Raw genomic sequence first — 24,218 nt, 5'->3', positions numbered from 1 at the left:
TAAGAGAACTACTAAACGATTTCCTTTTTGCATATATATAGAGTCATCTATTTTTCTTGTAAATAATCTAACACAAAACGTATAAAGCTTCCGTTTCTGTGTTAGGATATGGAAACTAAAGGAGGGATCTTATGACAATCTGTTTGTCATTTATTGCAATCGGGCTCCTCATTGGGTTCATCACCTACAGTTATCTCGGTCTATTATACGGGTTACTTGGCGCTATCATTGTTGCCACGATTGTGAATCAACTTATTTACAAACGAAGAACATCTAACGACGAAGCTTCTTTCACTAAGTAACATTTACAAACGCCCCAAAACATCTCCTTACATTCAAGCTCCCAATTCAATTTAATTTTCTAAATTTCACCCAATATTCCCTCCTCACTGATGCATACTATAGTCAAGGAGGGGGTATTTGATGTATCGATTGTATACTCACAATGACTTAGATGGTGTAGGCTGCGGCATTCTTGCTCGCTTGGCTTTCGGAACAGATGTTGACGTTCGCTATAACTCCGTTCAAGGCTTAGATTTTCAGATTGAGCGTTTTTTGGAAAAAGACAGGTTAGATGATGTGTTACTCATCACCGATCTATCTGTACATAGTGATAACGAAAAAAAATTAGATGATTTCGTTAAAAAGGGCGGAAAAGTAACTTTACTTGACCATCATAAAACAGCTCTCCATTTTAACGAATATAGCTGGGGTTCTGTCACAGTGGAATACGAAGACGGGAGATTAGCTGCAGCAACCTCGTTATTCTATGAGTTTCTAATTGAGCAGGGTTTCTTGAAACAATCTTCTTCTTCAGATGAATTTGTCGAGCTAGTACGACTATGGGACACATGGGAATGGGAAAGAAATAACGTATTAAAGGCTAAACGACTAAACGATCTGTTTTTTATGATTTCTATCGATGAATTTGAAGAACGAATGGTGAACCGCCTTCAGGGAAGCGAAACTTTTAGCTTCGATGAGTTTGAAGAAAAAATTCTTGATATGGAAGAAACAAAAATTGAACGTTATATAAGAAGAAAAAGAAGAGAGCTCGTTCAAACTTTCATTGGCAACTATTGTGCCGGCATTGTTCATGCTGAATCGTATCATTCAGAATTAGGAAATGAATTAGGAAAAGATAGTCCGCATCTTGATTATATTGCTATTCTAAATTTAGGAGGCAAAAAAATCAGTTTTCGTACCATTCACGATGACGTTGACGTATCAGAAGTCGCCGGCCAATTCGGAGGTGGCGGCCATGCAAAAGCTTCTGGTTGCTCGCTTAACGAAGAAGCATACAAACTATTCATAGCTGAACCGTTTCCAATTGAACCATTACGAATTGACGCTTTTAAAAATCAACATAATTTAAAAGCAAGTAAATCAGGATCCTTGTATGCAGATAGTGAAGAAAACCGTTTCTTTATTTATCCTTTAAATGATCAAAAATGGATATTAGAAAAGAATCAATCCATCGAAGGTTCTTTTTCATCGTTTGAAGAAGCCGAGCGCCAAATTAAACGAAATCATTTAGCATGGCTTGTTCGCGACGAACTATTTGTACGATATCTATCCGAAAATGTCTTAACTGAAAAACGCTCGAAAACAAAAGGAAATTAAATACTCACAAAAAGTTGACCCCTCATTTCATTATAATGCGGGGTCAGAACAATACTTATCTTAGAGCACCCAAATCAAACGATGGAACTAACCCTTCTTCAGCTGCCCTTCCGAGTAACGCTTCAATAGCCGCATATCCATCATCACCCAAATCTAACGTAAACTCATTAACATACAGATCAATATGCGATTTGGCAACATCTTGAGATAACTCCTGAGCATGCTCCATAATATACGACTTTGACACTTCTGGATGAGCCCAAGCATACTCAACCGAAGCTCGAATCCAACTTGTAATGGCCTCTAGGTCTAGAGAACGGTGAGCAATAATTGCCCCTAACGGAATTGGAAGCCCCGTATCTTCTTCCCACCAATTCCCTAAGTCCGTCAAAAGATTAAGGCCATATTGCTCATACGTAAAACGAGCTTCATGGATAACTAGCCCGGCATCAATGTCTCCAGCTTCAACAGCAGGCATAATTTCATGAAATGGCATCACAACAATTTCTCCAACTCCACCCGGAACATTTTGCGCCGCCCACAATCGAAACAATAAATAAGCTGTTGAACGCTCACTTGGTACAGCTACTTTTTTACCTGATATCGCTTCAGGACCTGCTTGTGCTCCTTTTGTTAAGACAAGCGGCCCGCACCCTCTGCCAAGTGCGCCTCCACAAGGAATTAAAGCATACTCAGACAATACCCAAGGAAGTGCAGCATAAGAGATTTTTTGAACTTCGGGACCTTTCCCTTCTGCTGCCCAATTGTTAGTAATATCAATATCTGCATAGGTCACATCTAATTTCGGTGCTCCTGGTATTAACCCATGAACCCATGCGTGGAAAACAAATGTATCATTAGGACAAGGAGAAAATGCTATTTTCACTCGAACACCTCCGAAAAAATTGAACTTGCTTTCTCTAACGTATCAAGCGCTTCTTTTATGCGCCAAGATTCACGATCTCTCGGACCAACTTTATTAGAAATCGATCTAACCTCGATAACGGGGATATGACTTTGCTTCGCCGCTTCCGCTACACCAAAGCCTTCCATCCCCTCTGCTATAGCATGAGGAAACCGTTCTAATAAATAATTCGCTGTTTCTTGTGTACCTGTCACTGTCGACAATGTAAGGATAGCCCCTTCCTGAACCGGTATCCCTTGTTCCATTGCCTCAGCACAAATACGCGTAACCATTTCTTTTTCCACTTCTATCTTAGAAGAGCCTAACTTTAACTCCTCTAAACTCAAGAATCCATCATAAGATTCCGCTCCTAAATCGGCTGCCACCACTTCCGTCGATACCGCAAGAGAACCAACCTCTGCTTTCTCTTCAAAACCACCAGCAATGCCGGCGTTAATCACATAATTGTATTGCGTTTTTGCTAAAGCAGTCGCTGTTGCGGCTGCAGCTGCAGCTTGTCCCACTCCTGCTACGATGACATCAAAATCATTGCAATTACTTAAGCCCCGTAAGATTGCTTCCTTCTCTGCAAAAACAGAAGTGACAATAAGCACACGTCGGCTTAATACTTTATTAGATCCGTTCATTATGTGTACTCCCCTTAATAACACAGTTGACTTAATTTATAACATTTAGTGTATCTAATTACTGGATCCTTGACTAGTATAAGACACCCTACATACCTTAACACCTCTTATTTCCCTAAAAAATTCTACTAAACATGGTATGATAAAGTTATTGAGTTACAGAAATTTCAGGAGGTAGATTCATGTCTTATGAAGTAGAGATTGCTATTCCTGCAAAGGCCATATTAGGAGAAGGACCGCATTGGGATCATGAAAACGAATGTTTATATTGGGTTGATATTCTCGAAAAGAAACTCCATATTTATGAACCACAGAAAAGTGAAAACCGTACAATAACTTTTGAGCAATATATCGGTGCTGTTGTCGGAAGTAAGTCAGGTGACTTATTGTTAGCGATGAAAAACGGAATTTATCGTTACAATATTCAATCTGGACAATTAACTTTTCTAACGAATCCTGAAGAGCAATTACCAAATAATCGTTTCAATGACGGTAAATGCGACCCAGCTGGACGTTTTTGGGCTGGGACTATGTCTCTCGATGAAGAAGCTGATGAAGGCTCCTTGTATTGCTTTCAACCATCTGGAGATCTAAAGAAAATAATCTCTCCAGTCACCATTTCAAACGGATTGGCTTGGAGTCCTGATCATAAGTATATGTACTATATTGATACCCCAACACGCAAAATCCAAATGTACGATTATAACAAGGAAACTGGAGACATCTCACTTGCCAAAACAGCAGTGACCATTCCAGAAGGAAACGGCTATCCAGATGGGATGACGATCGACCAAGAAGGCATGATCTGGGTAGCACATTGGGGAGGAAGCAAGGTGACACGCTGGGATCCTCATTCAGGGAACCTATTAGATGAAATTGCAGTTCCAGCCAAAAACGTTACATCTTGCACATTTGGCGGAAAAAACCTTGATGAATTATATATAACAACAGCTCGGCAAGGGATGGTAGAGTCAGATTTTCATTCTTATCCCGATTCAGGTCATCTTTTTAAAGTAAAAACAAATGTCAAAGGAATTCCTGCCTACCTTTTTGGAGATTGATGCTAGTTTAAAAGGGGGGTTCTCAAAGGTTTGACCTTTTGAGAACCCCCCTTCATGTTTCAATTAAATGACTCCTATTAACATAGCAGCTACAATCAATACAATACTAAATCCCCACACCCAAAAGAACGAGTAACGGATATGCTTACCCATTTCAAGTCCTGCAAGCCCAAGTGCTAACCAAAGAGCAGGTGAAAATGGACTGATAAATGTACCGATAATATTCCCTATTACCATCGCATAAGCAGCGGAAGTCGCTTCCACTCCGTAACCAGAAACAATTTGTTCTACGACTGGTACTAAAGCAAAATAGTAAGCATCTGTACTCAACACAAGTTCAAAAGGAACACCCAAAAATCCGATAACAAGGTGCAAATAAGGAACGATAAATGCTGGTAAAAACAGAACAAGGTCTGTCGCTAGCGATTGTAACATTCCTGTTCCATCTAAAATTCCTAAAAATGATCCAGCCGCAAGAATAATGGCAGCCATTAACAAGGCGTTTGGTGCGTGCGCTTTAATTCGCTCCATTTGATCATCAACTTTAGGATAATTCATGATTAAGGCTATACTTAAACTGATCATGAAAACAAAACCTGCAGGGATAATCCCCCATACCAACATCGTAATAACTCCTAGCGTCAGTAGTAAGTTGGCCCACAATAGTTTCGGACGCGCTAGTGACACATCTTTTTTAGATGGCGCAGCCTGCTCTGTCACCTCTAACGTTGCGGCAGCTTCTAATTCTGCACTTTCTGAATCCGTCAGCCTTGAAATTTTTCGTTTTTCTCTTAAGCCTAAAATAACTGCTAATCCTATTAATAAAATCATGGCAATAATTTGGACTGGAATTAGAGGTCTCCATAACTCCGTTGGATCTGCTCCAATTACTGCAGCAGTTCTCCCAATCGGACCTCCCCATGGAACCATATTAATAATACTTGCACTTAAACCAACTAATAAGAGCAACAAATACGGACTCATTTTCAGTCTCTTATATAAAGGCAACAGCGCTGGAATCGTAATGAGAAATGTTGAAGCTCCAGATCCATCAAGGTGTGCAATTGCTCCAATGATAACTGTACCAACAGCAACAGCAATAACATCCCCTCTTGAAATCGCAATCATTTTATTAATAATTGGATCAAATAGTCCCGCATCCTGCATAACTCCAAAAAAGAGAATCGCAAAAATAAACATAATGACTACATTGATTACTCGGTCAATTCCTTCACCAAAAAGGACGCCTATTTCAGCAAACCCAAATCCTGCAAATAACGCTCCGACAATAGGAACAAGCACAAGTCCAATAATCGGCGTAATCCGCCCACTTAATAACAAAAACACAATAGTTAGGATCGTAACAAGACCAATGATACTCAGCATTTATATCTCCCCTTTCAATTTAAATAAACGTTTACTTGAAAAGAGAGAAGTGTTGAAAGCGGATACATTTTAACCTAACTTCACTAAAAAAATCTCTCTTTTCAAAGTTTTCTATGTACATAGAAATTTACCATGATTGAAAAGAGAGATGAAGTTTATGAAAATAAACAAAATATTGGTCATTAAACGAATTTTGTGCATATTGTTCACTTCAACAGATACCGTCGTTCCGGTCGTCCAACGTCTCCATATTTTTGTTCTGCTAGTAATTCTTTAATTGAAACCAAATATTCTAAATAACGTCTTGCTGTCGACCTGCTAGCTCCAATCTCTTTCCCCACTTGCACAGCAGTCAACCCATTCTCACGGTTTTGTTCCATAATACCTTTAATCTTATCTAACGTGAGACGATCAATTCCCTTCGGTAAATCATCGGATGCTTCCACATTAGAAGATGTCTGGCTTTGTATGGAAAACCTAGTCAGTCGGTCAATCTCCTCTTGCTCCATACTTTCTTTAGAAGATAACACACTTCTCTGTTCATAATACTGATCAAGCGTTTGTTTAAACCTCGAGAACTCTACAGGCTTTACAATATAATCAAATATTCCACCACGTAATGTCTCTTCAATTGTTGAAACTTCCTTTGCGGCAGTCATCATAATAAGATCAATGCTTTGATATTGTTTACGAATCTCCCAAAAAAGCTCCAAACCATGAACATCAGGGATATACACATCTAACAGAATAAGATCTGGTAATTCTGTTAGCTCTTTTAACAATTGTCGTGCCTCTTCCCCGGTTTTTACAATATCAATAACTTTAAACCCTTCCACTTTCTCAACAAACTGCCTTGTGATTTCAGCAACCCGAAAGTCGTCTTCCACAATTAACACTTGAAAACCATGGCGCATTACTCAAGCTCCCCCCTATCCGTATTATCCTTAGGTATTGTTACGACAAAACAAGCGCCTCCTAGTTCACCCTCTTCTAAGAAAATGTCTCCACCAATTTCTGTAAGGGCCTGTTTTGTTAACGCTAAACCAATCCCTCGGTGTGAACCTTCTTTTGTTGAGAACCCTTGTTTAAAAATCTCAGAAGCAAAATCACTAGGCACACCTTTCCCTGCATCCTCAATTTCAAACAAAATCTCTTCTCCGATATCGGTAAAGAAAATGGATACATCTCGTTTTGGCTCAGAATTATTTGTCACGGCATCAATGGCGTTCTCTATTAGGTTGCCAAGAACTGTTACGAGAGCATCCCGCTTTGTATCAGACAAGCGGTGTGTTAAGCTGCTTTCAGGATTAATAGATAGACGAACCCTTTGTTCATTTGCTTGATTCAACTTACCCAACAATATGGCATTCACCAATGGATCTGGTACCTTTTCAACCAAAAACCGTATCCACTTTTGTTGAATATTGCTTTCTCTCCGAATAAAATCAACCGCCTCTTCACTTTTCTCTAATTGAATAAGGCCTAATATTGTATACATTTTATTAGAAAACTCATGAGTTTGCGCGCGTAAAGCATCAGCATACTGTTTTACCCTTGTTAATTCTTTTGTTAGCTTTTCAATTTCTGTTTTATTTCGAAACGTAGACACAGCTCCAATTAACATATTGTCATAATAAATAGGAACACGGTTTACAAGGACAATATGGTTTCCTAGCAACAGCTCTTTATTGTATTGGCTCTCTCCACGTTCAAGTACTTCATGAAGCTTTGAATTCGGTAACACCTCCAAGATCGGCCTGCCAATTAATTGGTCCGTTTCTTTTCCATTACTCGAAATCAACCGCTTTGCCGCCGCGTTCATCATTGTAATCGAACCGTCTTTATTTACTGCTATAATCCCTTCATGAGTCGATTGCAAGATCGTTTCTTTTTGTAAAAGAAGATGCGAAATTTCTTCAGGCTCTAAGCCAAATAATAATTTTTTTATATAATTTGCAATGAGTACCGCACCTATCATTCCTACCCCGACGATAGCTAATAGCACATACCATAGTTCTTGGCTGTAATTTTTAACGATGCTTTGAACATCCTCATTTAAAAAACCAACCGAAACGACTCCGATAATTTCGCCTTCCTGCGAGATAACTGGCACCTTTCCCCGAATGGATTGTCCTAAAGAACCAACTGCCTTTGAGACATATGATTCACCATGAATCAGTGCACGGTCATTATCCTCGCCAACCATCTTGTTTCCTATTTGGTATGGATTCGGATGGGCATACCGGATCTCATTTCGATTACCCACAACAATAAATTCTGCACCAGTCGCTTCTCGAATTGGTGACACAAGTGGCTGAATGACCGCTGAAGGATCAGCCAATCCAAATGCATCCTTTAACTCAGGTATTTGGGCAACACTTTCGGCCACACTTAGCGCGCGTTCACCAAGCTGCGTTTCCAATGTATCTGAGAGGAAATATTGAAGGAATAATCCGACAATCGAGAACATTCCAATAATTAACATGACAATAAGAAACGTCATTTTCAGTTTTAAGTTAAGCTTCGTTTTTGGCTTATTCAAATATCTTCTACTTTCACCACTCTGAAGTGAAATCATTACCCGACGCTCCTTCTCAAATTACTTTTATAGTTTACCATAAAGTGCATAGAAAAAGAGCATGGAGGGATTCCCATGCTCTTAAACTACTCAATATTAAACACTTAAATATTGACTTACTTTCTCTTCCATTAACTCCTCGCCTTCATATACAATTCGTCCTTTATCCATCACATAAAAGTAATCAGCAACACTTTTAGCAAAGTCAAAACTTTGTTCAACTAGCAAAATTGACGTATTGACTTGGTTTCTCTTTATATCTTTAATAACTTCTTGTATGTCACTTACGATGTTCGGTTGAATCCCTTCAGTCGGTTCATCTAGTAATAAGCAGCTCGGCTCAGCTACAAGCGCCCTTGCTATTGCAAGTTGCTGCTGTTGTCCTCCACTCAAATCTCCACCACGACGATCCTTCATTTCATTTAGAACGGGAAAGTATTCATAGATTTTTTCATTTATTTTCTCTTCACTATTCAAACGAGCTTCTAAACCAAGAAGTAGATTTTCGTATATGGTTAATTGAGGAAATATTTCCCTCCCCTGTGGTACATATCCTAATCCTTTCCGAGCCCTGTACGTAGCATTTTTCCTTGTTACTTCTTCATCACTATAAAACACTGTCCCATTAACTGGTTGAAGAACACCCATAATTGTCTTCATAATCGTTGATTTTCCAACACCATTTCTCCCCATTAGGCAAACCACTTTTCCAGGTTCAACAGTGAGGGAAACATCCCGAATAACTGTACTTCCATCATAAGCTACTTCTAGTTTAGAGAGCTTTAGCATTTACCTGATCACCTTTCTTTCCTAAATAAACTTCCATTACTCGTTCGTTGCTTTGAATTTCTTCCATCGTTCCATCACATAGCAATTGTCCACCATGCATAACCGTAACTTTTTCAGCAAATTTTCTAACAAAGTCCATATCATGTTCTACAACAATAATTGAGCAGCGCTTTTTCAACTCTAGTAACAATTCACCTGTTTTTTCTTCCTCTTCTTCCGTCATACCTGCGATCGGCTCATCTAACATAAGCAAGTTCGGTTCTTGCATCATGACCATACCGATCTCTAACCATTGCTTCTGCCCATGAGACAATGTCTTTGCAATGACATTTTTTTGCTCTTTTAATCCGACCAAATTTAACATGTCATCAATTTTTGCTTTATCTGCTGCTTTCATTTTTGAAAACAATACGGGAATAACTCGCTTATCTTGTTTCATAGCTAATTCCAAATTATCAAAAACAGTTAAATAGGGAAAAATGGAAGGAGCTTGAAACTTTCTCCCTATCCCTTCTCTAACAATCTCATACTCTTTTAATTTCGCCAGATTTATATACCCATTAAACGTTAACGTTCCTTCACTGTATTTCGTTTTGCCACATACCACATCTAAAAATGTTGTTTTTCCAGCTCCATTTGGACCAATTAAGAAGTGCAGTTCACCATGCGGAATCGAAAAATCAAACTCTTTGATTGCATAAAACCCTCCAAATCGAACAGAAAGTTTATCCGACTGCAGAATGATTGGTTTCTTTTCTTTCTGTACCTTCTTTATGTTTTTCATGCTTTCCACCTCTCCTCTTCACTTTATCGACTAAACTCATTAATCCTCCCGGAAGGAAAATAACGATAATAACAAAGACTAGGCCTAAGAAATACAACCAAAAGTCGGGGTAACTTTCACTAAAAAACGTTTTTGCACTGTTTGTTAAAATTGCACCTATTACTGGACCAATTAATGTACCACGCCCACCAATAGCAACCCACAAAATCATTTCAATCGATGGAATAATACCAATCATGGTCGGTGAAATAATACCAACTTGCATCACAAATAACATCCCAGCCAATCCAGCTATCCCAGCTGATAATGAAAAAATAAGAACTTTAAACATCGATGTATCGTACCCTGAAAAGCGTAGTCTATTTTCGCCATCACGTATTGCGATCAATGTTTTCCCAAAACGGCTGTTAACCAATATTGAACAAACCAAAAAGACTACGATTAAACTTCCGACGGATATATAATAAAGCCCCTTCTGTGTCGTAGGAGACGAAAGAGAATACCCAAAGATAGTTGAAAATCCAGTTATCCCATTTGTTCCACCAGTAAAACTTTGCTGACTGACAATTAATGTTGTTGTAACAAGTACTAAAGCCTGCGTTAGTATCGTAAAATACACATCTCTTATTCTATTTCGGAAAATAAAAAATGATAAGATTGATGCGATGATCATTGGCACCATAATTGCACCGAGAATAGCTGAAATGGGGTTGGAGAAAATTGCCCAAAACCATGGCAATTCAGTAATTCCATTCCACGTCATAAAATCAGGAACAGTTCCTGTCATGCTTTCCATTGACAGATGCATCGCCATGATATAGGCACCAAGGCCAAAGAATATCCCATGACCAAGGCTCAATACCCCTGTATACCCCCATAACAAATCCAATCCAATTACTAATATCGCAAATGCTATATAACGACCAAGTAGGTTTGTTCTAAAACCTGATATAAAAAAGGGTAGAATAAGTAAAATGATGATTAGAGCTAAAAAGAGCCACTTCCTCTCTAACAAGCGAGCACTTATTGTTTGCATGCTTTGCCTCCTTCCGATTTTCATTAGTCCAATGACCGAGATTGTAGCGAAAACATTCCAGACGGGCGCCATTGCAAAAATAAAATAATCAGTGCAAAAACAAGAACTTTCCCCATCGAAGCGTTCGTCCAATATTCAAATACTGTATTAAACACCCCAATTCCAATTGCACCCGCAACGGTGCCTATTAACATTCCTACACCACCAACTACAACAACCATAAACGCATCAACGATATAATACGTGCCAATCGTTGGACCTATTGGACCAATAAGTGTAAGAGCTGCACCAGCAATTCCAGCAAAGCCAGACCCAATTGCAAAAGTAACCATATCTACTTTTCGTGACGAAACTCCTAAACACTGTGCCATCTCGCGATTTTGCATGACTGCACGGATCTTCCGCCCATTTCTCGTTTTATACAAAAACCAAGCCAATAGTAAAAAACTAACTACGACAAGACCAATAATAAATAATCGGATATAAGGGAATGTAACACCCATTACTTCTAATCCACCTCGTAAAAATCCCGGGCTTTGTACCCCAACATTCGGTGCACCAAAAATCGATCTTGCTGTTTGTTGAAGAATCAACCCAACACCAAACGTTGCAAGCAAACTATCTAAAGGTCTTCCATATAAATGACGAATCACCGTAAATTCTATTAACATTCCGATTAATGCAGCAACGACAAACGCAATAGGAATGGCTAAAAAGTAATACATGTCAACCATCGTTGCTGGAAGATATTGAGCAAAGATCACCTGAATTACATAGGTTGTATAAGCCCCAATCATTATTAACTCACCATGAGCCATGTTTATAACTTTCATTAATCCAAATGTTATAGCCAATCCAAGAGCTATTAGTAATAAAATCGACCCAAGACTAACCCCGTTAAATGCTTGAATAATCATTCCTTCCATGCTCCATCCACCCTTTTTGTGTAAATAAATAGGGAGAGTGCTCCTCTCCCCATTTTCTATCTATTACTCAGCACTAAGGCCACTTGCCCAATTATAGCCTTCTAAGTATGGATCTGGTTTTACCGCTTCACCAGAATTCCACACTTCGTTAAATTGTCCATCAGCTTGAATCTCACCAATTCGTACAGTTTTGTAAACATGCTGATTATCTCCATCAACTTTAACCGGACCACCTGGTGCATCAAATTCAACTCCTACTGCCGCTTCACGTACAGCATCAACATCAGTTGTGCCTGCAGCTTCAACAGCCTTCGCCCATAAATGAACCATGAAGTAACCTGCTTCAATTGGATCACCAGTTACTCGGTCATCGCCATAAGCTTCTTTATAATTTGCAACGAACTCTGCATTCGCTGGCGTGTCAGTTGTTTGATAGTAGTTCCAGCTAGCTAAATGACCTTCTAGTACATCAGCTCCAATTCCACGTATTTCTTCTTCTGCTACACTAACAGACATAACTGTTAGATCATCAGTTGTAATACCTGCATCAGCTAGTTGTTTGAAGAAAGCAACGTTACTATCTCCATTTAATGTGTTAAAAATTACAGTTGGCTTTGACTCACGAATTCTTGAGATGATTGTGTTATAGTCCGTATGACCAAGTGGTGTATATTGTTCGTCTACTAAAGTTGCCCCATTCTCTTCTAATTGCGCTTTAATAATTTGATTCGCTAAACGCGGGAATACATAATCAGACCCTAATAAGAAGAATTCGGTACCTTTGTTTTCTAGTAACCAATCAACAGCTGGAACAATTTGTTGGTTTGGTGCCGCACCTGCATAGAAGATATTAGGAGAAGCTTCCATTCCTTCATATTGAACAGGGTAGAATAGTAAACCATTGTTTTGTTCTACAACTGGTAACATCGCTTTACGACTAGCTGATGTCCAACCACCAAAGATAACAGCAACTTCATCTTGTTGTAGTAATTTTGCTGCACGTTCAGAGAAAACCGGTGGTTCAGATGCACCATCTTCAATAACAGGCACTAACTGTTTCCCTAATACACCACCCGCTGCATTAATCTCTTCAATTGCTAATAATTCAGCATCTCTTACAGATGTTTCACTCATTGCCATCGTTCCACTTAACGAATGGAGAACTCCGACTTTAATCACATCTTCATCTGCCTCTACTTCCACACCTGCGTCTGTACCTGTGTCCTCTTCTGTTTCAGTAGATGTTTCGGCACCACCCCCACCGCAAGCACTTAAAAGTAACATAGTCGATACAGTTGCACCAATTAATGCTGACTTACCCATAAAAAATTTTTTCATATTGCCCCTCCGTTTTATGTAAGATTTTTCTCTACACGAAATACAATACCAAGTTTTTTAAAAATAAATACAAAATTTGTAAGAAAACTTGCCGTTAATTTTCTAAAAAATCAAAAAATATTAAATAATCTCCTCCTATTGATTCCATTAAAGGAAATACCATCCAAAATATAAAATTTCGATAGATTTTTTAACACAACAGTTGATTGTTATTGGCTGAAGTGAAAATTTTTTTTATCAAAATAAAAAGACCAGAGTGAAAAAATATTCACACCCTGGTCTTTTATTTAATCAATCAACTGTTCCATATGAATTGTTTCGAATTCGTCCATATCCTCTACCGTGACTTGAAATCCTTTCTTTGTCCAAAAATGAAGCCCTCCAGGTAAAAATCGATGCGTATGCAAATACAAAGTAGAATAATCCGCCTCCCTACAAAATCCTTGTGCCCGGTTCAAAAGAAACGATCCAATTCCTTTTTGTCTTTCATTTTTATCTACATAACACTTAATGATTTCACATGTGGTATCTAGATTATATCGATCTTCAAGTGAAGCTATTCTTCCATCATAACGTCTTACCGCAATCGTACCAACTACTTTTTCATTATGAAAAGCAGCAATCATCGTTGCATCAGTACGCTCTATAAAGCGTGATTCCATTTCTGTAAGATCACGTAAAGATGCCTCACTTAGTTGAAAAGGATACACCTCTTGCATTGTCTTAAGTAAAAACATTGATACCAATTCGATCTCACTTGTCTTCACTTCCCTTATATCTATCACTATATCCACCCTCCCTTTACAAAAGGTATTGCTAGAGTTGCCCTCTAAACTTTTGAAGTAGATAAGAAAATGCTCGTACCGGTTCCAACTTGTCCACTATCTCTATAGCTACAACTTTCCCCACTTAATTGAGATCCCTACTTACTTACAAAAAAGAAGCTTCTTAAAAGTTTGATCAACCTTTTAAGAAGCCTTCATTATAACATCTCAATGTTATAAGTTATGTTAATGCATTAACAACCTCTTCTAATTTCATACCGCGCGAGCCTTTGACTAAAACAATATCGCCTTCCCCCACAGCTTCCTTAAGTTTAACAATCAATGCCTGCTTGTCATCGTATGCAAAAACTTGATTTTCAGAGAAATTCACTTTTGCACCTTCTGCAATTTTTTTCCCTAGCTTGCCAAATGTGAAAACATAATCGATTTTAGCAGAGTCAATTCCTTTTCCTACGTCAAGGTGGAAGGTCTCTTCATCGTCCCCTAGTTCCAGCATATCCCCCAAAACAACTATTTTTCTCCTGTAGTCCTTTAAATCCTGAAGCAATTCAATCGCAGCGCGCATGGAAGTTGGGCTGGCATTATACGCGTCATTAATAACCGCCACTCCATCTTTACCTTGGATCAACTCCGTTCGCATACCCGTAATCTTGATCATTTCTAGCCCTTTTTTGATGTCAGGAGTCGACACCCCAAACTGCTTCGCAATGGCGATGGCAGAGAGGGCATTATTGATATTGTGTTTGCCGAGAACTGGAATAAAAAACTTAGTCCCTTCTTCTTTATTTATCGTAAAATACGTGCCGTCGCTCTTCTGCTCGATCTGCTTGGGATAAAAATCGTTCGCCTCAGAGTTACCAAAGGTGATAACATCAAACGGACTGTTTACGACTTTTCCTGTTAATAGCGGCTCATCCCCATGAATCGCGAGTGTTCCGCTTTCCCTTAGACCTGCCGTGATTTCAAACTTTGCCTCAGAAATCCCTTCCCGAGAACCTAAATCTTGTAAATGGGACTCGCCAATATTTGTAATGATAGCAGCATCAGGTTTTGCGATTGTAGAAAGCAGCTCAATTTCTCCCCTTCCGCTCATCCCCATTTCCAATACAGCCATTTCCGTGTCTTCCTCTAACCGGAGAATCGTGAGCGGCAGCCCGATGTGGTTATTGTAATTCCCCTCCGTTTTCTGAACCTTATAAGTCGTTGCAAGCACCGAAGTCACCATATCCTTCGTCGTTGTTTTTCCATTGCTACCAGTGATTCCGACAACTTTTGCAGAAAGACTCGCCAAGTAGTTTTTTGCTAAATCTTGCAATGCCAATAAAGTGTCCTCCACATAGATAAGCGGTATATCGGCAGGGGGATTGGGTTGAGTTTTTTGCCAAAGGGCCCCAACTGCTCCATCCTCAACAGCTGTTCTCACAAAATCGTGGCCATTGAAGTTCTCGCCAACAAGTGGGATATACAGATTCCCTTCTTGTATTGTTCTTGTATCTGTAGAAACTCCCACCACTTTTACAGGTGTTACACCTAGGCCGACAGCTTCCCCGTTTACCCACGCAGCAATCTCCTTAAGCGTTCTTTTAATCATCACAATCGCTCCTCTTTATTATCGAATATATCGTATGGGGAAGAACCCCGCCCTTATGTTCACTGATTCTATTCTATGTAAAAGGAGGCTGACTCACAACGTAGTCAACCTCATTACTATTTATTCACCTTAAAAAGTGTGTTTAATCTTTTGTTTTTCCTCGTGACGCTCTACTCCAAGCTCCACTAGTTTTTCAATCAACTTGGAGTACGGTAAGCCTGACTCCTGCCATAACATCGGGAACATACTAAATGGCGTAAAGCCCGGCATCGTGTTCACTTCGTTCATAAGGACTTCTCCGTCTTTTGTTAAAAAGAAGTCAGCACGGACTAATCCGGAGCAATCAAGCGCTTTGAACGATTGAATCGCTACTCTCTTTATTTCTTCATATTCTTGATCAGTGATGTCAGCAGGAATGATAAGTCCCGTACTTCCGTCCTCATACTTCGCTTTATAATCATAAAAGTCTGTTTCCGGAACAATTTCTCCGACAACTGAGCACTCTGGATCGTCATTTCCTAAAACAGCAATTTCCACTTCTCGACCGTCGATCCCTTCTTCAATAATGATTTTCCGGTCATATTCAAACGCTAGCTCAAAGGCTTTTTCTAAGCTTTCTCGGTCCTTACATTTACTAATTCCAACGCTTGAGCCTAAGTTCGCCGGTTTAACAAAACAAGGATAACCAAGCTTTTCTTCAACGTTCGCATATGCCGCTTCCGCATTCTTTTCCCAATCACGACGAAGGTACCATACATATTTTGCTTGCTTAATGCCCGCCTGCTCATAGATGTTTTTCATCATAACTTTATCCATCCCAGCAGAGGACGCTAGCACCCCATTGCCCACATAAGGCATATTCATTAATTCTAATAATCCTTGAACTGTTCCATCTTCCCCGTTTGGACCGTGAAGCAATGGGAAAACGACATCAATCTTATCTTCATTTGTTTGATTTTTTGACGGGACCGGGAAGAGCTCCGAGTTTAACGCAACTGGAGAGATCGCTTCTCCTTCTTCTTTCAATTGAAGCTGCTTGACATCCTCTACTGGGCCTTCAAGCTGCGCTCCCCTGACCCACTCACCGTTTTCTGAAATATATATTGGATGGATTTCATATTTTGTTAAGTCTAATGCTTTAATAACAGCTTTTGCCGTTTGTAATGATACTTTATGTTCGGCAGATTTCCCACCATACAATAATCCAAGTTTAATCTTCATATTCACCCTCCATATCCATTTTCCCTTTACTATTGTAACACTATCGCTCCTAAGTTAAATACTAATTTATGACTAGTTTATCCCCTCGTACTGGCTCATTAGCCTATCTTTATCTAATGTATGAAAAAATTGATTTTTTGGGCATGTTTATTGATAAGTTTTTTGTGAAACCGTTACATACATGTAATTCCAGAAATGAAAAAGAAGCTTCCCAAAAGTTTGGTCAACTGATTAGAATTCTCCTTCTATATCAAGGATTAAGGAGGCATATTATTTCATTCCCATATATATCAGAGATTGAAAGGCTGCTTTAATATCATGGGTAATAAACAGATAAGATAAGCCGAAGTCATCTTTTATATTTCATAAAACTTTCCCCTTTTCCCCTTCTCAACGAAATTGATAACCATTATCAAACATTAAGACCCAACCGTCTACTTGTCAATAAGATTTTTAAATTTCAAAAAGGGATGAGTCATTAGAAAAAAGCTATTCACCTTACAGATTAGAGTTACTACACCTCTCGATATTCAGGTCATCATACAAAAAGAAGCCTCCCAAAAGTTTAGTCAACTAATGAGAAGCCTCAATTTCTTACCTTATGTTAGCATTGCAGATAAAATGATGTAGGGGTGTTTTATCTTAAGCTGACAACTCTAAATATTTTACTAAGCGTTTTTATTTATTGTACTTAAATATAGGTTTAATGAATCTTCTACTTCGATTGTGACTAACTTAATAAAGTCATCATATTCTTTCTGTGTATGTGCTTTATCTAATGCTTCATAATAAGCAATTCGATTTTCCACTTTAATCACAATTGGTGGAAAACCATCTTTCATGAGTTCTAAATTCAATAACAAACGTGATGTCCGGCCATTCCCATCAATAAATGGGTGAATTCCAACAAAAATAGCATGTAACATAGCTCCACGAGCAACCGGATGCAATTTTTTCGTTTCTACTTGTTCATACCATTTCATCAACTGCTCCATCTCTTCTTTTATGAGGAAGGGAGCTGGAGGTATATGTTTAGCACCAGAAATAAAAACTTGCTGGTCCCGATATACACCTGCATATTCATCATCAATTCCTTTTAGTACAAGTCGGTGTAGATTCTTAATTTGCCACTCCGACAAAGGTTCACCCTTTTGTACAATCTCCTCTACAAAGTGAATCGCATCCCGATGATTAAGAACCTCCAAGTGTTCACGTAGCGTTTTGCCACCAACAGTTATTCCTTCTAGAACTACCTTCGTTTCGTTGATAGTTAACGTGTTTCCTTCAATTGCATTTGTATTATATGTCCATTCGAGTAATAACTTTTCACGTAAGCTTTTTACTGTATATTTAGGTAACGGTCGATTGGCATCTAGACGTTCCTTCTTTTGATTAATATGTTCGAACATTTGCTTCACCTCTCTCACTGAAACATATACTTAAATTGAGAGTACCATCATTGCTCTGAATATACCTTCTAAACCAATTTTAATCAAATGTTTAATAAAGGGTCCTGAGCGGGAACGTTCGATGTGATATGGTAACCCTAAGTTTTTACACGTTTCAATAAATGCATGTACATCATCTTGCCATTGTTTTTTATCAAAGTCGACAGCCAGAAAATTACACGTATTATCTTCAAGTAACGGATATATTCCTACAGTTTTTATGCCACTTAAATGTTCATAAATCACTTTTCAGTCTATCAATCTCTTTTAAAGCTTGTTTGAGCTGTTCTTGAATATCCATAAGGCTACTCCAATCATTAAATTCTTTAATTCTAGTTTAGCCAATAAAGCACTTATATAACAGTATAAATCTAATGAAAATAAACATTACGAAAGATGTCTTAACGTCTAAATTAATGAAAAAAGAGACTTCCCAAAAGTTTTATCAACCTTTGAGAAGCCTCTAAAATAAGCGCTATAATTTGAAAATTGTTAGCATTTTGTTAGCAAATCACTTCAATCCCCTAATATATCAAGGGATTGAGTGGCTATTACATCATGCCGCCCCTAAGGTGAGAGTGTGTAATATCTTTAACGTGAGGTGCGAAGAGTGAGGTATATCAAGCTTTTTTTATTGTTCATATCTTCACCCACTTACTTTATCAAAAGATAAATAGCACTCTTCAAATAGTATTATTATAGTTTTCTTTATCATGTCGTTATCATTAAAAGGCATACATAAATTACTATAAGCTAATAGTTATTATCCAAATACAAACAGTAATAGGGAAATTGTAAAACAATATATTGCAAAATAAATGAGATTGCCATTTGTCACTAGATTGATAAAAAGCTTGATTGCAAAGATCGAAACAAAAACTGACGTAATAAAGCGAACATGTATGGAAGCATTAATTCACTCATTGTAAGTGCTGTAACTATGGCATTGCTTTTAAACACCAAGCTTCCAATACTTACTGGAATTGATAAAAAGAAAGAAAATTTCAAAGCTACTTCAGGTTTTAATTTTCTTGCAAGTGCAGCTACAACCGTAGCTCCCGAGCGACTAATTCCAGGAGCTAAAGCCAGTGTTTGAGCAAAACCAATAATTAGTACATCGAGAACTGATATTTCTGTTTCACTCTTTGGACCTTTTAGATTACGAATGAGCCAAAGAGCAATACCTGTAATAATAAGTGCAAAGGCAACCATATGAATACCTTTTAGTTCGCCTCCAATAAAATCGGAAAATAATCCCCAATAACGACTGCTGGAATGGTCCCTAAAATAAGCAACATCGAAAAAGCAAATGGTGCTTTATCTTTGTTATTCGGTTTTTTTATATAAGCAAAAGTCCCTGTGAAGAGTTCAATTAAATCCTTACGGTAAACAACAAAAACCGCTATTAAGGATGCTCCATTTAAAAATACCTCCAGATGTAAGTCAGCAGCATTAATCCCAAAAAAGTGTTGAGTAATCACAAGGTGTCCACTTGACGAGACGGGTAGTGGTTCCGTAAATCCTTGAATAATCCCTAAGATGATATATTGTAGTAATACTTGTATTTGTTCCATGAAATAAATCTCCTACCTGATATTAAAACGTTTAATCATTACTACCCCTTTGATAGGTGTTCTTTTAATTTTTCTGAAATCTTATAGCGTTCTTCTGATACTTGATTTACCATTATTAGTATACTTAATTCATAATTTATTTTATGAAGTTGGCTAGTCATTAATATATTAAAGAATAGCTAAAAAGCACTGTAATTTTGCATGATATACGTGTTGCTTCCTTTACCATTTAATTGGTCAAGGTACCCTAGAAACATCCTTAATTGGTTATTTGTATATTTCATTTTAATCGTATCTCTTTTGTACTATCACTATATTTTTTGAGATTAGAGATCTTTGTCATTTCCCCGTCATCATAATGTGTTTTAATTACAATACGTTGTGATAAATATTTCAGAAATATCCACTAAATAATATCCTTTTGTCAGTTAAACACATTATCAGTATGCAAATTTAATTATTTAATCATTTAATTCAAATCAAAATGTTTACCATTCACTTCATAGATAACGCGTTCAGCTAGATTAGTTGAATAATCTGCAATCCGTTCAAGGTAACGGGCAATAAAGGCAAGCTGTGTGACTTGTTCAGCATCTTTCTCACCAAACCCGCTTTGAAATAGTCCTCTGATATACTCCCCAAACATACGATCAATCTTGTCATCATGGACGGCTATTTTTTGTGCTGCCAACATATCAGTATTACGGTAAGCATCTAAAGAAAATCTAAGCATCTGTCTGACTTCGTTTCCCAATAATAATAGTTTTTCTATTTCCTCCAAATCACGAATAAGCCAAACTCTCTTTGAAACCTTTGCTATATCAACAGCTAAATCTCCAACTCGTTCTAAATCACTAGAGATTTTTAATGCAACAATTAACCGACGTAAATCCGCCGCTACCGGTTGTTGTTTTACAATCAAAAGTGTAACTTGATCATTTATTTCCAATTCCAATTGATTAATAAAAGAATCATGACCAATAACTTGATTCAAAATTTCTTCATTTCCGAGACGAAAACCTTCTAAAGCACGAAGTAAAGCCTCTTCGACTTCCAATCCCATCTGAATTAATGATTCCTTCACTTCTGTCAATTGTAATTCAAAACTTTCACGCACACTCAATGGTTACCTTCTTTCTTAGCCAAAGCGGCCAGTAACATAGTCTTCGGTTCTTTTATCTTGCGGATTAGAGAAAATAACATCCTTGTCATCAAATTCTATCACTTCACCATTTAAGAAGAATGCCGTCTTATCTGAAATCCTTGCTGCTTGCTGAAAGCTCTCACATCAATTATTAAAGTTTTGTAAAGAGTGTTAATATTAGGTTAATCACATTGTTTGAGCGAGACTTAATGGATATAATATGTACGAATCCTGTTTCCTAGGTATTCATTCGACAATCGAAAAACGACTGGAACCCCATCCGGTCGTTTTTCCATCTATTTATTAAAGGTCGCTTGGTCTCCTTTAAAATCACCTTTCCCTTCCGTCGTTCTTTCTACCTGAGTCGCTATGGAACTCTGTTTTTGCATTCCATGTTCAATTGTTATGAAGCATTATCCACCCTTCACCTTTTCCAGTAGTCTGATTTTATCTGACGTATTTCACGTTAGCGTTAGCATTTACTAGCTAAATTGAATTAATAAATAAAAAGTATACTTCCCCTTAAGACCTATATATGATATAAGCTTTTTTAGCACAGCATTATCTTCCCCCTATAGCAGAACAGCTAACTCGTCATCTCAAAATCCTCTATGATAGTTCAATCCTCAAGAAATCAGTTACATAATATCCAAGTCTCTATCTTCTAAAAAAGGCCAAATCATAAGCGATTTGGCCTTTAATTAATATTTATATTTTTACTCTTCCCCAATAACCTCTTCTGCAATATTCACAGCATGGTCACCAACACGCTCTAAGTTACTGATGATATCTACATAAACAATACCAGCTTGTCCGGTACATCTGTTTTCATTTAAACGGATGATGTGTTTCTTGCGAAGATCGCGCTCCATCTTATCAATTTTCTCTTCTTTTTTAAGAACAGCTTTTGCTTCTTCAAGATCTTCTGTATCTAAAGCTTTAATTGCTTGTCTAAGGGTAGTTAATGTAAGTTCAAACATCTCCTCTAGATCTGTGCAAGCTGATTCTGAGAACTTCACCTTATTGGTAATTTGGTACTCAACCAGCTCCATAATATTCTCCATGTGATCACCAATACGTTCAACATCTCTAATGGTATTCATAAGTGTGTGATGAACTTTTGTATCTTGACCAGATAAAGAATGTGAAGAAACTTGAATAAGATAATCTGTAATTTTTTTATCTAGATTATTTATTGCATCCTCATATTGCGGAATGAGTTCTCTATGTTTTTTACCTTGTGTTTTAAAGTAAAGTCCTACTTCTTTTAGTCCATTTTCCGACAACTCAGCCATACGTAATACTTCTTTTTTTCCTTGACCCAGTGCAATACCTGGAGATTGTCTTATGAATTTCTCATCTAAATGAACTGCTTTATATGGAATCGCTGAATCTTGACCTGGAATAAGTTTAATAACAATCCAAGCTAAGACAGCCACAAACGGTAATTGAATAAGAGCATTTGTAACATTGAAAATTCCATGTGCAAAGGCAATAGTCATTTCAGGGTTTAAATTTAAACTATCGCGAATATATTCAATTAAGATAGTAAAAGGTCTTAAAAAGATTAGAACAACCGTTGTACCAATTAAGTTAAAGATAACATGTGTTAAGGCTGCACGTTTAGCTGCAATAGATGCACCAATTGCTGCTAAAACAGCCGTAATTGTCGTACCAATATTATCTCCAAAAAGAACAGGTAACGCAGCGTTTAAATCCATTAAACCTTGTCCAAAAAGGGTTTGAAGCAAACCAATGGCAGCTGTAGAACTTTGAACAGCAACTGTAAATATTGTACCAATAAGCACACCTAAAAGAGGATTTTCACTCATGCTAACTGTTAAGTCAGCAAAAGCCTGTACTTCTCGAAGTGGTTTCAAACCATCTCCCATTAGATTTAGCCCTAAAAACAAGGCACCAAAACCAAATATAACTTGGCCATAATTATTAATTCTATTATTTTTAAAGAAGAAAATTAAAAAAGTACCTACAGCAATGATTGGCAAAGCATAAGCTGAAATTTTAATACCGATAATAAATGCCGTTACAGTTGTACCAATATTCGCACCAATGATAACACCAATCGCTTGCTTTAGCGTCATAAATCCAGCATTTACTAGACCAATTGTTAACACTGTTGTTCCTGTACTGGTTTGAAGCAAGATAGTTACAAATATCCCAGCAAGTACACCCATTATCGGGTTTGTTGTAAAACGATCAAGAAGATCTCTAAGTCCATCACCTGCAACTTTTTGAAGGCCGTCTCCTAAATACTTTATCCCAAATAGGAAGATCCCCAAACCTCCAAAAAACATAAACAACAGTGTCTGCAAATCCATTTCTTGTAATCATCCCTTCTTGTATGCATTCGACATTTCTCTACAAAAATTAATACCCCTCACATATCGTATAGAACAAGAAATTAAATGTAAATAGTTTTATTGTAAAGTTTTTGTAAAGATATATATTTTTCCTGGTTAAAATTCTTATTTACTAGGTTATCCTTATATAGAAAGAATAAATTAGAAAATAAATCCATCATTTGATAACTGTAGTATAAATTGATAAAGATATTCACAAAATCGTGAATATCATTTTCTAATTAGTCATTTAATTCATATCTCTTACCCTTTATTAGGTAGACAATGCTTTCAGAAATATTGGTACAATGAACAGCTGTACGTTCTAAATATCGACAAATAACGGTTCAATTCACCTATCACCTATATTGATGTGTTGGGTGGAATAGCCCTCCACTTAAATCAAGTTAGAGAAACCACTATATTTCATTTTAAAAATTAGACGTACTGTCGCAGTAGACGAAGATACTTTAGGTGTATTAAGAGAACACAAGGCACATCAGAACAAAATTAAAATGCAATATGGAGAAAGTTATTATGAGCAGGATTATGTTTTTGCCTTGGAAAGCAAGAATTATGCTGGTTATCAAACTTATCCGAAAAAGATAGAAAACAGAATGGAACGCCTGTTAAAAATGACTGATTTAAATATTCAACTCACTCCACATTCCCTCCGTCACACTCATACATCTTTATTGGCCGAGATTGGAATTGAGTTAATAGAAATCATGGATCGCTTAGGACATACAAAAGATGATATAACTAAAAATTGGATTGCGTTAGCAAAATGTTAGCATATTATTTTTACACTTTTTAATGAGACTAAAAATAGTTTTCTTATGTCTTGATACGTGCCATGATTTCTTGTCTCCTTTGCTCTCGTTCTTCATCAATCATTTTTAAAAACCGTAACATTTACTCGTTGCTTCTGTTTGATAATAAAGACAACAAGAAGGCTTCATGCGCCGAAAGGTACTGGCTCCTTATGAAGAAAGAAATGTTGGAAGTTATATATGGTAAGAA

21 protein-coding genes and 2 pseudogenes are annotated in these 24,218 nt (G+C 37.5%); 4 read left to right on the top strand and 19 right to left on the bottom strand.

From position 1 onward, the window contains the following. Positions 1 to 131: 131 nt before the first annotated feature. Entirely contained in the window at positions 132 to 302 is a 171-nt protein-coding gene (locus AC1FXP_RS21715; RefSeq protein WP_480064028.1) for a hypothetical protein, read from the top strand. Between the two features lie 121 nt (positions 303 to 423). Continuing rightward, the gene (locus AC1FXP_RS21710; RefSeq protein ID WP_480064027.1) at positions 424 to 1,623 is read left to right on the top strand and encodes a DHH family phosphoesterase; all 1,200 of its coding nucleotides are present in this window, start codon (positions 424 to 426) and stop codon (positions 1,621 to 1,623) included. Between the two features lie 55 nt (positions 1,624 to 1,678). Here AC1FXP_RS21710 and AC1FXP_RS21705 read toward each other — a convergent pair whose 3' ends face one another. After that, the gene (locus AC1FXP_RS21705; RefSeq protein ID WP_480064026.1) at positions 1,679 to 2,509 is read right to left on the bottom strand and encodes a 1,4-dihydroxy-6-naphtoate synthase; all 831 of its coding nucleotides are present in this window, start codon (positions 2,507 to 2,509) and stop codon (positions 1,679 to 1,681) included. After that, on the bottom strand, positions 2,506 to 3,174 hold the full coding sequence (locus tag AC1FXP_RS21700; RefSeq protein WP_480064025.1) for a futalosine hydrolase: 669 nt from the start codon (positions 3,172 to 3,174) through the stop codon (positions 2,506 to 2,508). Before AC1FXP_RS21700 ends, AC1FXP_RS21705 begins: the two co-directional genes overlap by 4 nt. A gap of 182 nt (positions 3,175 to 3,356) precedes the next feature. Here AC1FXP_RS21700 and AC1FXP_RS21695 point away from each other — a divergent pair, with 182 nt between their 5' ends. Beyond that, positions 3,357 to 4,235, top strand: coding sequence for an SMP-30/gluconolactonase/LRE family protein (locus tag AC1FXP_RS21695; protein ID WP_480064024.1), 879 nt, complete (start codon positions 3,357 to 3,359; stop codon positions 4,233 to 4,235). Positions 4,236 to 4,298: 63 nt separating this feature from the next. Here the strand turns inward: AC1FXP_RS21695 and AC1FXP_RS21690 are convergent, their stop codons facing one another. The 17 genes and pseudogenes from AC1FXP_RS21690 to AC1FXP_RS21610 all read right to left on the bottom strand — a co-directional run bounded on the left by AC1FXP_RS21690 (position 4,299) and on the right by AC1FXP_RS21610 (position 23,174). Then, positions 4,299 to 5,621, bottom strand: coding sequence for a CitMHS family transporter (locus AC1FXP_RS21690; RefSeq protein ID WP_480064023.1), 1,323 nt, complete (start codon positions 5,619 to 5,621; stop codon positions 4,299 to 4,301). Between the two features lie 206 nt (positions 5,622 to 5,827). Continuing rightward, the gene (locus AC1FXP_RS21685; protein WP_480064022.1) at positions 5,828 to 6,535 is read right to left on the bottom strand and encodes a response regulator; all 708 of its coding nucleotides are present in this window, start codon (positions 6,533 to 6,535) and stop codon (positions 5,828 to 5,830) included. Further along, complete coding sequence (locus AC1FXP_RS21680; protein ID WP_480064021.1) at positions 6,535 to 8,199, bottom strand: ATP-binding protein; 1,665 nt, start codon at positions 8,197 to 8,199, stop codon at positions 6,535 to 6,537. The genes AC1FXP_RS21685 and AC1FXP_RS21680 overlap by 1 nt, the downstream gene beginning before the upstream one ends. Before the next feature lie 96 nt (positions 8,200 to 8,295). Continuing rightward, positions 8,296 to 8,988: an urea ABC transporter ATP-binding subunit UrtE gene (gene urtE / locus AC1FXP_RS21675; protein WP_480064020.1), complete on the bottom strand. Its 693-nt coding sequence runs from the start codon at positions 8,986 to 8,988 to the stop codon at positions 8,296 to 8,298. Next, positions 8,972 to 9,772 (bottom strand): urea ABC transporter ATP-binding protein UrtD, encoded by an 801-nt coding sequence (gene urtD / locus AC1FXP_RS21670; RefSeq protein ID WP_480064019.1) that lies wholly within the window; start codon positions 9,770 to 9,772, stop codon positions 8,972 to 8,974. The genes urtE and urtD overlap by 17 nt, the downstream gene beginning before the upstream one ends. Then, a complete protein-coding gene (gene urtC, locus AC1FXP_RS21665; RefSeq protein WP_480064018.1) occupies positions 9,714 to 10,808 on the bottom strand; it encodes an urea ABC transporter permease subunit UrtC in 1,095 nt (364 codons plus the stop codon). Before urtC ends, urtD begins: the two co-directional genes overlap by 59 nt. Before the next feature lie 23 nt (positions 10,809 to 10,831). Further along, positions 10,832 to 11,734 (bottom strand): urea ABC transporter permease subunit UrtB, encoded by a 903-nt coding sequence (gene urtB, locus AC1FXP_RS21660; protein WP_480064016.1) that lies wholly within the window; start codon positions 11,732 to 11,734, stop codon positions 10,832 to 10,834. Between the two features lie 63 nt (positions 11,735 to 11,797). Continuing rightward, positions 11,798 to 13,072 (bottom strand): urea ABC transporter substrate-binding protein, encoded by a 1,275-nt coding sequence (urtA, locus tag AC1FXP_RS21655; protein WP_480064015.1) that lies wholly within the window; start codon positions 13,070 to 13,072, stop codon positions 11,798 to 11,800. Positions 13,073 to 13,359: 287 nt separating this feature from the next. Continuing rightward, positions 13,360 to 13,857, bottom strand: coding sequence for a GNAT family N-acetyltransferase (locus AC1FXP_RS21650; protein WP_480064014.1), 498 nt, complete (start codon positions 13,855 to 13,857; stop codon positions 13,360 to 13,362). Positions 13,858 to 14,077: 220 nt separating this feature from the next. Further along, entirely contained in the window at positions 14,078 to 15,448 is a 1,371-nt protein-coding gene (locus tag AC1FXP_RS21645; RefSeq protein ID WP_480064013.1) for a UDP-N-acetylmuramoyl-tripeptide--D-alanyl-D-alanine ligase, read from the bottom strand. 129 nt (positions 15,449 to 15,577) lie between these two features. Further along, positions 15,578 to 16,669: a D-alanine--D-alanine ligase gene (locus AC1FXP_RS21640; protein ID WP_480064012.1), complete on the bottom strand. Its 1,092-nt coding sequence runs from the start codon at positions 16,667 to 16,669 to the stop codon at positions 15,578 to 15,580. Positions 16,670 to 17,337: 668 nt separating this feature from the next. Continuing rightward, entirely contained in the window at positions 17,338 to 18,078 is a 741-nt protein-coding gene (locus AC1FXP_RS21635) for a Fic family protein (RefSeq protein WP_480064011.1), read from the bottom strand. A gap of 30 nt (positions 18,079 to 18,108) precedes the next feature. Next, the gene (locus AC1FXP_RS21630) at positions 18,109 to 18,363 is read right to left on the bottom strand and encodes a TOTE conflict system archaeo-eukaryotic primase domain-containing protein (RefSeq protein ID WP_480064010.1); all 255 of its coding nucleotides are present in this window, start codon (positions 18,361 to 18,363) and stop codon (positions 18,109 to 18,111) included. Positions 18,364 to 18,954: 591 nt separating this feature from the next. Then, a pseudogene (locus tag AC1FXP_RS21625) lies at positions 18,955 to 19,691 on the bottom strand (undecaprenyl-diphosphate phosphatase). Between the two features lie 469 nt (positions 19,692 to 20,160). Beyond that, positions 20,161 to 20,808 carry a phosphate signaling complex protein PhoU gene (gene phoU / locus AC1FXP_RS21620; RefSeq protein ID WP_480064034.1) on the bottom strand — a complete coding sequence of 216 codons (648 nt, stop codon included), beginning with the start codon at positions 20,806 to 20,808 and terminating at the stop codon, positions 20,161 to 20,163. A gap of 21 nt (positions 20,809 to 20,829) precedes the next feature. Beyond that, positions 20,830 to 20,973 (bottom strand): annotated as a pseudogene (locus AC1FXP_RS21615) (phosphate ABC transporter ATP-binding protein); the annotation flags it as partial. Positions 20,974 to 21,551: 578 nt separating this feature from the next. After that, a complete protein-coding gene (locus AC1FXP_RS21610; RefSeq protein ID WP_480064009.1) occupies positions 21,552 to 23,174 on the bottom strand; it encodes a Na/Pi cotransporter family protein in 1,623 nt (540 codons plus the stop codon). Positions 23,175 to 23,710: 536 nt separating this feature from the next. Between AC1FXP_RS21610 and AC1FXP_RS21605 the strand changes: the two genes are divergently transcribed. Beyond that, complete coding sequence (locus AC1FXP_RS21605) at positions 23,711 to 23,989, top strand: tyrosine-type recombinase/integrase (protein WP_480064008.1); 279 nt, start codon at positions 23,711 to 23,713, stop codon at positions 23,987 to 23,989. Positions 23,990 to 24,218: the final 229 nt, after the last annotated feature.

It is taken from the genome of Halalkalibacter sp. HAAS-P013, assembly GCF_056619925.1.
The sequence above is the reverse complement of the archived record's forward strand: the minus strand, read 5'-3'. Positions and strand labels throughout refer to the sequence as shown.

Excerpts from the sequence above, each read along its gene's own strand:
- AC1FXP_RS21715 (WP_480064028.1), top strand. The coding sequence starts at position 132 with ATGACAATCTGTTTGTCATTTATTGCAATCGGGCTCCTCATTGGGTTC.
- AC1FXP_RS21710 (WP_480064027.1), top strand. The coding sequence starts at position 424 with ATGTATCGATTGTATACTCACAATGACTTAGATGGTGTAGGCTGCGGC.
- AC1FXP_RS21700 (WP_480064025.1), bottom strand. The coding sequence starts at position 3,174 with ATGAACGGATCTAATAAAGTATTAAGCCGACGTGTGCTTATTGTCACT.
- AC1FXP_RS21695 (WP_480064024.1), top strand. The coding sequence starts at position 3,357 with ATGTCTTATGAAGTAGAGATTGCTATTCCTGCAAAGGCCATATTAGGA.
- AC1FXP_RS21690 (WP_480064023.1), bottom strand. The coding sequence starts at position 5,621 with ATGCTGAGTATCATTGGTCTTGTTACGATCCTAACTATTGTGTTTTTG.
- AC1FXP_RS21685 (WP_480064022.1), bottom strand. The coding sequence starts at position 6,535 with ATGCGCCATGGTTTTCAAGTGTTAATTGTGGAAGACGACTTTCGGGTT.
- AC1FXP_RS21680 (WP_480064021.1), bottom strand. The coding sequence starts at position 8,199 with ATGATTTCACTTCAGAGTGGTGAAAGTAGAAGATATTTGAATAAGCCA.
- urtE (WP_480064020.1), bottom strand. The coding sequence starts at position 8,988 with ATGCTAAAGCTCTCTAAACTAGAAGTAGCTTATGATGGAAGTACAGTT.
- urtD (WP_480064019.1), bottom strand. The coding sequence starts at position 9,772 with ATGAAAAACATAAAGAAGGTACAGAAAGAAAAGAAACCAATCATTCTG.
- urtC (WP_480064018.1), bottom strand. The coding sequence starts at position 10,808 with ATGCAAACAATAAGTGCTCGCTTGTTAGAGAGGAAGTGGCTCTTTTTA.
- urtB (WP_480064016.1), bottom strand. The coding sequence starts at position 11,734 with ATGGAAGGAATGATTATTCAAGCATTTAACGGGGTTAGTCTTGGGTCG.
- urtA (WP_480064015.1), bottom strand. The coding sequence starts at position 13,072 with ATGAAAAAATTTTTTATGGGTAAGTCAGCATTAATTGGTGCAACTGTA.
- AC1FXP_RS21645 (WP_480064013.1), bottom strand. The coding sequence starts at position 15,448 with ATGATTAAAAGAACGCTTAAGGAGATTGCTGCGTGGGTAAACGGGGAA.
- AC1FXP_RS21640 (WP_480064012.1), bottom strand. The coding sequence starts at position 16,669 with ATGAAGATTAAACTTGGATTATTGTATGGTGGGAAATCTGCCGAACAT.
- AC1FXP_RS21635 (WP_480064011.1), bottom strand. The coding sequence starts at position 18,078 with ATGTTCGAACATATTAATCAAAAGAAGGAACGTCTAGATGCCAATCGA.
- AC1FXP_RS21610 (WP_480064009.1), bottom strand. The coding sequence starts at position 23,174 with ATGGATTTGCAGACACTGTTGTTTATGTTTTTTGGAGGTTTGGGGATC.
- AC1FXP_RS21605 (WP_480064008.1), top strand. The coding sequence starts at position 23,711 with ATGCAATATGGAGAAAGTTATTATGAGCAGGATTATGTTTTTGCCTTG.